Source organism: Streptomyces sp. NPDC008139 (assembly GCF_042957025.1).
Taxonomy (GTDB): Bacteria; Actinomycetota; Actinomycetes; order Streptomycetales; family Streptomycetaceae; genus Actinacidiphila.
This window is the reverse complement of sequence record NZ_JBIBHM010000018.1, coordinates 118,727-130,408: the sequence shown is the minus strand read 5'-3', so window position 1 is coordinate 130,408 and position 11,682 is coordinate 118,727. Positions and strand designations below refer to the sequence as shown.

Below are 11,682 nucleotides of genomic sequence, written 5' to 3'. Positions count from 1 at the left end.
GGCGGGTCAGGCCGGAGAGCCCGTCCACCCCGAGCGCTCCACCGCCGCCAGACCGCGCAGAACGATGGATCGTGTGAGCGCGGCGGCCAGTTCCGCCTCGCCGTCGGCGTACGCGCGGACCAGCCTGCGGTGGTCCCCCACCGACGTGTCGAGGCGGCCCGGCAGGGAGAGGCTGAGGTGACGCAGATGCAGGGTCCTGATGCCGACCGAGTCGAGGACCGCGCGCACGGTCTCGTTCCCGGCCAGCCGCGCCTCGGTGTTGCGGAAGTCCACGATCAGCCAGAAGTAGCGCTCCAGGTCCCCGGCCGCCGCGGCCTCCTCAAGACGGGCCTGAACCCCGTCGAAGACCTCGATCTCACCGGCCGTGCGGTGGGCGATGATCCGGCGGCTCACCAGCCCGTACAGCTCGGACCGCAGCTCGTAGATCTCCCGGACCTCGGTGAGGCCCAGGCGGCGCACGCGGGGGCGCTTGCGGGCCGCGATCTCGACCAGCCCCTCGCGCTCCAGGGTCTGCAACGCCTCGCGCACCGGGGTCCGGCTGCTGCTGAACTGCCGGGCGAGTTCGACGGAGTTGAGGTCGTCGCCCGGCTTCAGCCGGCCCTCGATGATCGCGCTGCCGACCGAGACCAGGATCCGGGCCGCCACGCTGTCCAGGTCCTCCGACCGGCGCAGCACCCGCAGGATCTCCCGCTCACCGGCCGTCAGCGGCGGGCCGGACGCACGCGGGGCGTCCCGGCCCTCCCCGTTGACCGCCATCGCGTCACCCACCGCCTCTCCGCTCACGGCCGCCCGCCCACGCCCGCGGGTTCTCCCGGCACTTCGCGGGCCCTCCTCGCGACTCATGGAAGGGTCTGTCATGGATCACCACATCACACCACGGGTGGCATGGGTCGTCGGAATCACCGGAGCCGGCGGCACGCCGTACGCCGCGGCCGTCATCCGCGGGCCGCTCGACGCGGGTGAGGCCGTCGGCCCCGCGGTCAGCCGCGCCGCCCGGCTGACGACGGTCGACGAGACCGGGCAGTCCTTCCGCGAGGCGCGCCGGCGTACCGACATCAAGGCGTTCCTCGGGCTCGCCGCACCCATCGGTCTCGACCTCGGCGCCGCCGGTGGCCCCGACGGCGCGCAGGAAGTCACGGCGATTGAACGGTGTCATCTGTCATGTCCCCTTTCGCTCATGGCGCGGGGAAATCTCGCAGCGGCGTGTTACACCACGTCAGTTGACTTGTGTCACAGAGGTAATGCACTCCTCGCCGGGCCACAGATTCGGACAGGTCGTGCCCGGCCGAAGCCAAAGAAAGCAACAAATATTGACGGGGTCGAACAGGGGGCGTACTTTCCGAGCCGGTCGACCCCGCATGTCCTTCACGTCCCTCCCGCGCCCGTCACGTCCCCGTTCGATCCGGGCCCCCACGCCCCCCGGGCCGCCCGTCCCCGCAGGCACCGCTCGTCTCCGCTCCACCCCCCACCCCAAGGAGCACCGCATGCGCAAAAGGAGATACACCGCCCGCTGGAAAGCCCTGCTGACCTCGGTCCTGGCCACCCTCGGCCTGGTCTTCAGCGCCTTCATCAGCCTGCCGGGCACCGCGCAGGCCGCCGGTTCGCTGCCCTGCGACCTCTACGGCGCGGCGGGCACCCCCTGCGTCGCCGCGCACAGCACCACCCGCGCCCTGTTCTCCGCGTACAACGGCCCGCTGTACCAGGTCACGCGCGCCTCGGACGGCGGCAAGGCCGACATCGGGCTGCTGGCCGCGGGCGGTTACGCCAACGCCGAGCAGCAGGACATCTTCTGTGCCAACACCACCTGCCGCATCTCCAAGGTCTACGACCAGACCTCGCGCCACAACGACCTGCTGCCGGGCCCCGCGGGCACGGCAGGCGGCGTGGACCGGGGGGCGGACGCGAGCGAGATCGCGGTGCACGCGGGCGGCCACAAGGTGTACGGCATCTGGATCTCGCCGGGCGTCGGCTACCGCTACACCGGCGCGGCCTCCGGCGTCCCCGTCAACGGCCAGCCCGAGGGCGTCTACATGGTCGCCAGCGGCACCCACGTCGGCTCCGACTGCTGCTTCGACTACGGCAACGCCGAGAGCACGCCGTCCGACACCGGCAACGGCCACATGGACGCCGTGAGCATCGCCACCACCTGCTACTTCGCGCCGTGCAACGGCTCGGGTCCCTGGGTCGAGGCCGACATGGAGAACGGCATGTTCCAGGGCGACAACGGCTCCAACACGGCCAACGCGGGCAACAAGAGCGCCTACGTCACGGCGGTGCTGAAGAACAACGGGCAGACGACGTACGCCATCAAGGGCGGCGACTCCCAATCGGGGGGCCTGTCGACCTGGTGGAACGGGTCGCTGCCGACGCGGGGCGGCTACAAACCGATGCACCAGGAAGGCGGCATCATCCTGGGCACCGGCGGTGACAACAGCAACCGCAACATGGGCACCTTCTTCGAGGGCGTGATGGTCGCCGGCTATCCGACCGACGCCGCCGAGAACGCCGTCCAGGCGAACATCGTCTCCGTCGGCTACTCGGGCCAGACCAATGTGCCCAACGGCCCGCAGGGCACGATCACCGGCCCCGGCGGCAAGTGCGTGGACGTCGCCGCCGACGACACCGGGGTCAACGGCGCGGCCGTCCAGCTCTGGGACTGCCAGACGTACGCCGAGGACCAGCACTGGACGCACAACGCCGACAACTCGCTGAGCACGATCGGCCGTTGCCTGGACATCAACGGCAACGGCACGGCGAACAACACGCAGGTCGAGCTGTGGGACTGCAACGGCGTCGGCGGCCAGAAGTGGATCCAGCGCTCCGACGGCTCGCTGCTCAACCCGCAGTCGGGGCGCTGCCTCGACTCGCCGAGCGGCGCCACCGGGAACGGCACCCGGCTCCAGATCTACGACTGCAACGGCAGCGCCGCGCAGAAATTCGCCGTCAAGGGCGGCGCCCCGGTGCCCGCGCCCGCCGGCAAGTGCGTGGACGTCGCCGCCGACGACACGGGCGTCAACGGCACCGCCGTGCAGCTCTGGGACTGCCAGTCCTGGGCCGCCGACCAGCACTGGTACCACAACGCCAACGGCTCGCTGAGCACGATCGGCCGTTGCCTGGACATCAACGGCAACGGCACGGCGAACAACACGCAGGTCGAGCTGTGGGACTGCAACGGCGTCGGCGGCCAGGTCTGGCAGCAGCAGGCCGACGGCTCGCTGCTCAACCCGCAGTCGGGCCGCTGCCTCGACGACCCCAACAGCGCCACCGGGAACGGCACCCGGCTCCAGATCTACGACTGCAACGGCAGCGCCGCGCAGAAGTTCGCCCTCAACTGACAGAGCGCGCAACGCACTTGTGACCGAGGTGGCGCGGGCTCGGTGCCCGCGCCACCGCCGTCGCGCTCACGTCCGGGCCGACGCGTCGGCCGCTCCGCGGACGGGGAGCGTACGGCCCAGACGGGCGAGCGGGGACAGGGAGATCACCAGCGGGGAGAGCAGCATGCCCGCCGCCGCCACCAGGAAGCCGGTGCGCAGACCGCACTGCGCCGCGAGGAGACCGCCGAGCAGCGAGCCGAGCGGGGCCGTCCCCATGCCGACGAAGCCGATCGTCGCCGCCGCGCGGCCCTGCATTCCGTCGGGAGTGACGGTCTGCCGCACCGCCATCAGCGTCACACTGACCAGCTGACCGCACGCGCCGAACGTCAGGTTGACCGCCACGAGCACCGGAACGGTCAGCGCGCCGCCGTGCAGCGCGGGTACGCCGATCATCACGCTGTCGCCGAGCACGGCCGCGCACGCGAGCACCGGGCCGTGGCCGAACCGGCCCGGCAGCCGGGCCGCCAGCAGCGAACCCACCAGCGCGCCGGGCCCCGTCGCCGCGAGCACCAGCCCGACGGCAGCGCCCGACAGGCCCAACTCCCTGGGCAGGAAGAGCAGATAGACGGTCATCGTGGCCGCGAAGGCGAACTGGAAGGCGGCGGAGGCGAGGCACACCGCCCGCAACGACGGTTCACCGACGACGAATCCGACCCCCTCGCGAATCCGCCGCCGGACAGCGGGCGTACGTCCCGAGCGCCGAGGCACCGCCTCGCCGCGTCGAATCCGCCGGATCGACACGAACGACAGCGCGAAGAACAGCGCGCTGGACGCGAGCGCGACCGGCGCCGACAGCAGCGACACCAGCACACCCCCGAGCGCCGGGCCGCCGATCTGCGCCGCCGACCTGCTGCCTTCGAGCGCGCTGTTGGCGCTGACCAGTCGGTCGCGGTCCAACAGCCGTACGACAGACGCCTGATACGCCACGTCGAAGAAGACCGACAGCGCTCCGACGCCGAACGCGGCCACCAGCAGCACCGGCAGACCGAGCCCGCCGAGCAGGCACGCCACGGCCACCGCGCCCAGCGCCAGCGCCCGCCCGCAGTCCGCCGCCACCATGACCGTACGGGTCCGCCACCCGTCCACCCACGCCCCGACGAACAGCGACAGCAGCGGTATCGGCGCCTGCCCCACCGCCCGCAGCACCCCGACCTCACCGCCGTCGGCGCCCAGCAGCAGCACCGCGATCAGCGGCAGGACCACCGCGCTCCCGTGCTCCCCGAGCTGCGAGACCGTCTGCCCCACCCACAACCGGCGGAAATCCCGGTCTCGCCACAGCCCCGGCGATCTCGGCGATCCCTGCGACCCGGGCGATTCCGGTGCCACGGGCGGCTCGGCGGCCTTCGCCGGAACGCCTCCGTCGTCAGCGCGCGCCGGAACGACCGACCACCCCTTTGTCTCCTCGGAACCGCTCAGTAATAGGCCCCGGGGACCCTAGCCCCCGGGCGGCGAAGGGCGCACCCGGATTGTTCGCGGGGCCGGCCGGACCCGGCGTACCGGCAGGTCGGGCCGGTCCCACCCGCCCTGTGACGCCCAGGTGAATTCCCGGCCATGAGAGATCCACCTGGGGTGTTATATCCACTCATGTGGGATTTGCGGCATTTATTATGCGCTAGAGTCTTGACCAACGCTTTACGTATGTCGCAGAGGTGAGCCGAGGAGGATACGTCATGGAACGGGATGTCCTCGTCGTAGGCGCACCCGCGGCCATGTCGGAAGTCCTCCCCACGGCATCGCCGTATTTTCCCCGGGTCGCGCGTGTCGAGAACGCGCCTCGGGACGCCGTACCTGATACGGACCTTTCCGCGCCTTACTGCTGACAGCGTCCGGCTCCCATGCCGGGCGCTGTGGCAGGAGCGCTGCGGCACGCCACCGCATACGCGCGTCGTCACCCGGCACAGAACTCCGCCGGGTGACGCGCATGTCGGCGTCCGCGACCGGCACTCACGCACCCGCGTCCCGATGGAGCACGTTCATGGAACCCACCGCCCGCGCCCGAAAGACCCCGCTGCCGGGAGTCGGGGCCCGCTATGACATGACGACCGAGTCCGGCCGGCACCTGTCGGTGGTCGTGCACCAGGACGGCAGGCGGTTCCTGGCGTTCCATGACCCCGAGGACGACGACGCCTGCAAGGACGCGACCGCGCTCGCGCCCCACGAGGCGACCGCGCTGGCCGACCTGCTGACCCCCGACCCCGTCGGCCACCTGCAACAACACCTTGAGATCGACCTGGTCACCGAACACATCACGGTGAGCAAACGCTCGCCGTACGCGGGCCGCACGCTCGGCGACACGCAGGTACGCACCCGTACCGGCGCCTCGATCGTCGCCGTGCTCCGCCGCACCTCCGCCGTGCCCTCGCCCACCCCCGACTTCCGCTTCGCCGTCGGCGACACCCTCGTGGTCGTCGGCACCCGCGAAGGCGTCGGCGCCGTCGCCGAACTGATCACAGGAGGATAGAAACCTGTGCACAACACGACCGACATGCTCATCGAACTCGGAGCGATCATCCTCGCCCTGGGCATCCTCGGCCGCCTCGCGGGACGTGTCGGCTTCTCGCCGATCCCGCTCTACCTGCTCGCGGGACTCGCCTTCGGCAAAGGCGGACTGATCCCGCTCCAGGCCAGCGAGGAATTCGTCGCGACCGGCGCAGAGATCGGTGTCGTACTGCTGCTTCTCCTCCTGGGTCTGGAATACAGCGCCTCGGAACTCGTCACCAACCTCAAGACCCAATATCCGTCCGGCGCGGTCGACTTCGTCCTTAACGCATTGCCGGGCGCCGCCGCCGCGATCCTCCTCGGCTGGGGTCCGGTCGCCGCCGTCGCGCTCGCCGGAGTGACGTGGATCTCCTCGTCGGGTGTGATCGCCAAGGTCCTCGGGGACCTCGGCCGTCTCGGCAACCGCGAGACCCCGCTCATTCTGGGTGTGCTGGTCCTAGAAGACCTGTCGATGGCGGTCTATCTGCCGATCCTGAGCGCCCTGCTGGCGGGCGTGAGCCTGGCGGGCGGCACCCTCACACTGCTGATCTCGCTCGGCACGGTCGGGATCGTCCTGTACGTGGCGCTGCGCCACGGGCGGCTGATCAGCCGCGCCGTCTCCTCCGACAATCCCGAGATGCTGCTGCTGGTCGTGCTCGGGCTGACCCTGCTGGTGGCCGGTGTCGCCCAGCAGCTCCAGGTCTCCGCGGCCGTCGGCGCGTTCCTGGTCGGCATCGCGCTCTCCGGTGAGGTCGCCGAAGGCGCCCGCAACCTCCTGACCCCGCTGCGGGACCTGTTCGCGGCGGTCTTCTTCGTCTTCTTCGGCCTGAGCACCGTCCCCGCCGACATCCCGCCGGTCCTGGTCCCGGCGTTGATCCTGGCCGTCGTCACGACGTTCACCAAGATCGCCACCGGCTGGTACGCGGCGCGCAGGGCCGGAATCCGGTCGGCGGGGCGCTGGCGGGCGGGCGGAATGCTGGTCGCGCGCGGCGAGTTCTCCATCGTCATCGCGGGGCTGGCCGTGGGCGTCGAGCCCCGGATCGGGCCGCTGGCCACCGCGTATGTGCTGATCCTGGTCGTCCTCGGCCCGCTCACCGCCCGCTGGACCGAGCCGATCGCCCGCAAACTCACCGGGGCCATCAGCCGCCCGGAACCCGCGCCCGCCGCTCCCGCGGTCGAGTTGGTCAAGTCGGTGGAGCCGGTCGAGCCGGTGGAGATCGACGTGGACGCGGATGCCGATCCGGCGCCCAGCCGTACGTGACCTCCGCGCGGCAGGGGGCCGGGGCGTGGCCTGTCAGGCCCCCAGCCCGCGGACGTCACGCGAGGGGGCGGAGCGGCGGTCGAGCTGACTGACCATCACCCGCACCACCGTGACGACATCGGGGTCGTCCACCAGATAGACCTGCCGTCGGCCCTCGCGCCGTGAGTGCACGAGCCCGGCGAGCTTGAGCTTGGCCAGGTGCTGGCTGACCGCGGGCAGGGTCGCGCCGACCCGCTCGGCCAGCCCCGTGACGTCGCAGTCGCCCTCGGACAGGATCCAGACGATCTGGAGTCGCATGGTGGACGCCAGCAAACCGAAGGAAGCGGCGGCGTTCTGGAACAACTCCGGGCTGGGGTCGCCGAACTCCGCGGCAGACCTCGTCACGTGAACCTCCCTGACCGCAGCGGCTTTTCCGAGCACCAGAGTACGCATGCGGCGCCCGCGGTCCGCGCCGCTGGCATGATACTCTCAGTCAGTTGCGTAATTATGCAATCATGCAACTGGGAAGATTATCCTGATGCGTACGCGCGGGCAGACGAGGTGACTTGCCGCGCGTCGACACACCGGGGCGGGGATTATGGACAGCGGCAAGCGGCCGGACGACATCTACCGGGCTGACTTCGCCCAGGTTCTCGATCAGGCGCTGCGCGGCGAACGCGTCCGGCTCGCGCTCCGCGCCCTGCCGGGCGCGCCCAACACCGAGCAACTGCGTACGGCCGCCCTGGCCGACGCCGACGCCATCGGTGCCACCGCGGCGCCCGAGTACGAGCGGTACACCGGCCTGCGCGCGCACTCCCGGGGCCGGGTCCGCCCGGTCGTGCGCGCGGTCGGCGGCCCCGGCGTCCTCGCCACCCTGGCCGTCCTGGTCCCGATGCTGAGCGGCATCGCGGCGGCGATCTTCCTGGTGCTGGGGTACGGGATCAGGGCCGTGGCGAGCGGCGCGGGAATCAGCGCGCCGCTGATCGACATCGGCTTCCTGTGCGCGGCGGTCTTCGGCGTCAGCCTGCTGATCGGCCTGGCCGGACTGGCCCTGACCGCCCGGCGCGACGGCGCGGTCACGCGCGAGAGCCGGGACGTGACCGAGGCCCACGCGGCGTGGCGGCAGGCGCTGCTGGTGCGGGGCGTACTGCCGTATCTGCTCGACCGGTTGGCGCGCGAGGCGGGGGCCGCCGCTCCCCGCGCGGTCGGCCCGCCGCCGGTCGGCGTCGACCTGGTGCGCCAACGGCCGCGACTGGGCTACAGCAGCCCGAGCTTCAGCTCGGGCGACGGCGTGAGCCTGGTGCGACAGCGGCCCCGGCTCGGCTACAGCAGCCCCGGCTTCAGCAGTCCGAACGACGGCGAGCGGTGACAACGGCCTGACGCGCCAAGGGGCTTGACCCCCGAGCGCGCTCCGGCCCTTCAGTCGAAGGACCGCGTGCGCTCCGGCCCTTCCATTGAAAGGCCGCGCACGCGCCCGGTCCCGGCGCCCGTCCTACGTGGCCTCGGTGTCGTACGCGACGGGCTGGTACGCGACCGGCTCGGGCGCGTCGCCCGCCCGCGCGGCGACCGGCGCGGCGGACGGCTTCGTGAGGTCCACGCCGTCGCTGAGCGTCCGCGCCGCCTCGCGCAACTCCTCGGCCTCGCCGTCCAGTCGCAGGCTGTCGCGGATCGCGCGCAGGCCGAGCGCGTCGTCGTCGCCGAGCAGATTCTTGGCGATGAACGTCCGCGGGTTCAGGTCCTCGAACTCGAAGTCCTTGAACTTCGGGCCGAGTTCGCGGCGCACATCCTCCTTGGCGTCGTCCGCGAAGGAGCGCACCGCGCGGATGAGGTCTCTCGCCCGCGTGATCATGTCGGGCAGTTTGTCGCCGAAGACCAGCGTGGCCAGGGCGAGCAGCGTCAGCAGCTTGAGCGGGCCGATGTCGAAGATCACCTTCGGTCACCTCCGAGAAGGGTGCGCGCACGGGCGGGGACGGTCCGGACGGGGGCCCGTGCGGGCATTGCGCCTCGGTACCGCTACTCTCATAATTGCGCAATGTAGCAACTGTTGGAGCCGGGGCGGCACATCGCCGTCCGGCAACGGCGGACCGACGCATGGGGAAGCGGAGACGTTGATGCTCAGAAACGGACTGGAGCCCTGGCACCTGCTGGTGGTGGCGCTTGTGGTCATCGTGCTGTTCGGCTCCAAGCGGCTGCCGGACTCCGCGCGGGCGCTGGGCAAGTCGCTCCGCATCCTCAAGAGCGAGACCAAGGCGTTGAAGGACGACCCCGGTCCTGGCACGGCGACGGCCGAGACGAGCGCGGACCCCGAAGTCCGCACGATCAAGTCCGCGCCCGGCGAGGCCGTTGGCGCGCGCCCTGTGCGCGAATCCGAACGCGCGCCGCGGGACTGACTGACCTCCCTCCCGCGGCGCGCCGCGGGCCCGCGTGATCCGGGGCGCGGGCCCGTACGACATCAGGGGCTGGCGTGGTCCCAGCCGTAGCGCAGTGGCTGACCGTGCTTGAGGCGGTAGACGTACAGCGCCTCGACGCGCAGCCCCCGCCCGTCGCCGTCGGCCTCGTCCTCCGCCTGGCATCCGGATGTGACTTGGAGCACGCGGGGCGGGCCTGTCACCCGTACCCGCATGCCGTCCGCCGGGCCTCCGTCGAGATGCGCCCACTCCCAGGCCACAGGTGTCCTTCCGGTTCGTCGTAGCGTTTCTGGCATAGCAGACACTTTAAAGGTTGCGTAAACCAGGAACTGTGTCCGGTGGGGAAGCCGGCCGCGGGTGCGACGCTCACGCATACCCCACAGAGCCATGATTTACCCTTGCCGCGTTGCGCAACCATGAATCCTTGGGTGAAGCGCCGCTTCACCCGCCGAATCCGGCCGCACCACCCCACGGGGGCCGCCCGGGAGAGGGAGCACCGGAGATGACCGAGCCCTGGAGCGGCCGGGCCGCGGCGCGGGCTGCCGCTCGCGCCGAGAGCGGACGGTCGCGGCCGTCGGGCCGCGGGGGCAGGCGCGCCAAGCAGGCCGGCCGGGGCCGGCGGTTCCTGAAGATCGGCGGCATATCCCTGGCCGTGCTCCTGCTGGTGACCGCGGGCGGGGGCTACTGGCTCTACCAGCACCTCAACGGCAACATCACCAGCGTGTCCCTGACCGACGGCGCGGGGAAGGACAGCGCGGGCCAGGAGAAGGCCGACGCCTTCGGGCGTACGCCGATCAACATCCTGGTGATGGGCAGCGACGGCCGGACCACCGAGGCCGACTGCAAACTGGGCGGCGGCTGCGCCAAGACCGGCGTCCAGACCGGGGGCAACGCCGATGTCGAGATGGTCGTGCACATCTCCGCCGACCGCTCCAACGCCACCGTGATGAGCATCCCGCGCGACACCCTCACCGACGTGCCCGCCTGCGAGAATCCCAAGACCGGCGCGTCCACCCCCGGCTACCACGGCATGATCAACAGCGCCTTGACGTACGGCCAGGCGTGCCAGGTGGCCACCGTCCACAAGTTGACCGGAATTCCGATCGACCACTTCATCCAGGTCGACTTCTCCGGCGTCGTCAGCATGTCCGACGCCGTGGGCGGGGTGTCGGTCTGTGTGGACGCCGACGTGTACGACACCTACTCGCATCTGAAGCTCTCCCAGGGCACCCACACCCTCAAGGGCGTCGGGGCGCTGGAATTCCTCCGCTCGCGGCACGGCTTCGGCGACGGCAGCGACCTCGGCCGTACGTACGCGCAGCACATCTACCTCAGCTCGCTGATCCGCAAGTTCAAGAGCGCGGGAACCCTCACCAACCCGGCGGCCGTCTACAAGCTCGCCAACGCGGCGACCAAGGCGCTGACCGTCGACACCGGCCTCGGCAGCATCAGCAAACTGATCGGCCTGGCCTCCGACCTCGACAAGGTCCCGTCCAAGCGGATCACCTTCACCACCATGCAGACCGGGCCCGACCCGACCGACCCCAACCGGGTGGTGGTCGGCCCCGGCGCGAAGACGCTGTTCGCCACCATCGCCAACGACCAGTCGCTGACCACCGCCTCGGGCGGCACGTCCGCCGCGGCCTCGGCGACCGCGTCGGCGAGCCCGACCGCGACATCCGTCCCCGCCTCGCAGATCACCGTGCGGGTGCGCAACGGCACCGGCATCGGGGGCCGCGCCTCCGAGATCGTCGACACCCTGACCGGCAAGGGCTTCAACCCGGCCACCGCGGGCGGCAACGCCCCGGCGCCCGCCGCCACCACGACCCTGACCTACGGCCCCGGCCAGCGGTCCGAGGCGGGGACCGTCGCCCGTACGCTCGGCATCGCGACATCCCACCTCAAGGAGGGCGCCGTCGCCGGGCTCACCCTCGTGATCGGGGCGGACTGGCCGAGCGGCACCACCTTCCCCGGCGGGAAGTCCTCCGCGCCGCCCGCCGACACCAAGGTGGCGCTGGGCAACTCCCACGCCCAGACCGCCGACGACTCCGAGACCTGCGCCAAGGTCAGCCGCTACAGGACCGTCCAGATCAACCGGGTCCCGATGACGCCGACCCAGGCGTACGCCGCCGCCCGTTCCAAACCCGACTCGGACGACTGACCTGCGCACACACCCGTAACG

At 71.2% G+C, this 11,682-nt stretch carries 11 protein-coding genes and 1 pseudogene; 7 read left to right on the top strand and 5 right to left on the bottom strand.

What is annotated here, in order from left to right:
- Window positions 1–6: 6 nt before the first annotated feature.
- Window positions 7–768, bottom strand: coding sequence for an FCD domain-containing protein (locus tag ACFZBB_RS31310; protein ID WP_391129498.1), 762 nt, complete (start codon window positions 766–768; stop codon window positions 7–9).
- 88 nt (window positions 769–856) lie between these two features.
- Here ACFZBB_RS31310 and ACFZBB_RS31305 point away from each other — a divergent pair.
- Together ACFZBB_RS31305 and ACFZBB_RS31300 are read left to right on the top strand one after the other, a co-directional pair.
- Window positions 857–1,081: pseudogene (locus ACFZBB_RS31305) on the top strand (aromatic acid decarboxylase); the annotation flags it as partial.
- A gap of 403 nt (window positions 1,082–1,484) precedes the next feature.
- Entirely contained in the window at window positions 1,485–3,335 is a 1,851-nt protein-coding gene (locus tag ACFZBB_RS31300) for an arabinofuranosidase catalytic domain-containing protein (RefSeq protein ID WP_391129495.1), read from the top strand.
- Between the two features lie 66 nt (window positions 3,336–3,401).
- Here the strand turns inward: ACFZBB_RS31300 and ACFZBB_RS31295 are convergent, their stop codons facing one another.
- The gene (locus tag ACFZBB_RS31295) at window positions 3,402–4,652 is read right to left on the bottom strand and encodes an MFS transporter (protein WP_391129557.1); all 1,251 of its coding nucleotides are present in this window, start codon (window positions 4,650–4,652) and stop codon (window positions 3,402–3,404) included.
- Between the two features lie 697 nt (window positions 4,653–5,349).
- On the opposite strand from ACFZBB_RS31295, the gene ACFZBB_RS31290 reads away from it, so the two are divergent.
- Entirely contained in the window at window positions 5,350–5,835 is a 486-nt protein-coding gene (locus ACFZBB_RS31290; protein ID WP_391129492.1) for a TrkA C-terminal domain-containing protein, read from the top strand.
- A gap of 6 nt (window positions 5,836–5,841) precedes the next feature.
- Entirely contained in the window at window positions 5,842–7,113 is a 1,272-nt protein-coding gene (locus tag ACFZBB_RS31285) for a cation:proton antiporter (RefSeq protein ID WP_391129489.1), read from the top strand.
- A 33-nt stretch (window positions 7,114–7,146) separates the two neighbouring features.
- Here ACFZBB_RS31285 and ACFZBB_RS31280 read toward each other — a convergent pair whose 3' ends face one another.
- The gene (locus tag ACFZBB_RS31280; RefSeq protein WP_188283553.1) at window positions 7,147–7,545 is read right to left on the bottom strand and encodes a metalloregulator ArsR/SmtB family transcription factor; all 399 of its coding nucleotides are present in this window, start codon (window positions 7,543–7,545) and stop codon (window positions 7,147–7,149) included.
- 145 nt (window positions 7,546–7,690) lie between these two features.
- On the opposite strand from ACFZBB_RS31280, the gene ACFZBB_RS31275 reads away from it, so the two are divergent.
- Complete coding sequence (locus tag ACFZBB_RS31275; protein ID WP_391129486.1) at window positions 7,691–8,461, top strand: hypothetical protein; 771 nt, start codon at window positions 7,691–7,693, stop codon at window positions 8,459–8,461.
- Window positions 8,462–8,584: 123 nt separating this feature from the next.
- Here ACFZBB_RS31275 and ACFZBB_RS31270 read toward each other — a convergent pair whose 3' ends face one another.
- Window positions 8,585–9,022, bottom strand: a complete 438-nt coding sequence (locus tag ACFZBB_RS31270) for a Sec-independent protein translocase TatB (protein ID WP_391129483.1) — start codon at window positions 9,020–9,022, stop codon at window positions 8,585–8,587.
- 181 nt (window positions 9,023–9,203) lie between these two features.
- Here ACFZBB_RS31270 and tatA point away from each other — a divergent pair, with 181 nt between their 5' ends.
- Window positions 9,204–9,482 carry a Sec-independent protein translocase subunit TatA gene (gene tatA, locus ACFZBB_RS31265; RefSeq protein ID WP_391129480.1) on the top strand — a complete coding sequence of 93 codons (279 nt, stop codon included), beginning with the start codon at window positions 9,204–9,206 and terminating at the stop codon, window positions 9,480–9,482.
- A 62-nt stretch (window positions 9,483–9,544) separates the two neighbouring features.
- On the opposite strand, the gene ACFZBB_RS31260 is transcribed toward tatA, so the two are convergent.
- The gene (locus ACFZBB_RS31260; protein WP_391048328.1) at window positions 9,545–9,796 is read right to left on the bottom strand and encodes a hypothetical protein; all 252 of its coding nucleotides are present in this window, start codon (window positions 9,794–9,796) and stop codon (window positions 9,545–9,547) included.
- A gap of 206 nt (window positions 9,797–10,002) precedes the next feature.
- Here ACFZBB_RS31260 and ACFZBB_RS31255 point away from each other — a divergent pair, with 206 nt between their 5' ends.
- On the top strand, window positions 10,003–11,661 hold the full coding sequence (locus ACFZBB_RS31255) for an LCP family protein (RefSeq protein WP_391129477.1): 1,659 nt from the start codon (window positions 10,003–10,005) through the stop codon (window positions 11,659–11,661).
- The last annotated feature ends 21 nt before the right edge of the window (window positions 11,662–11,682 follow it).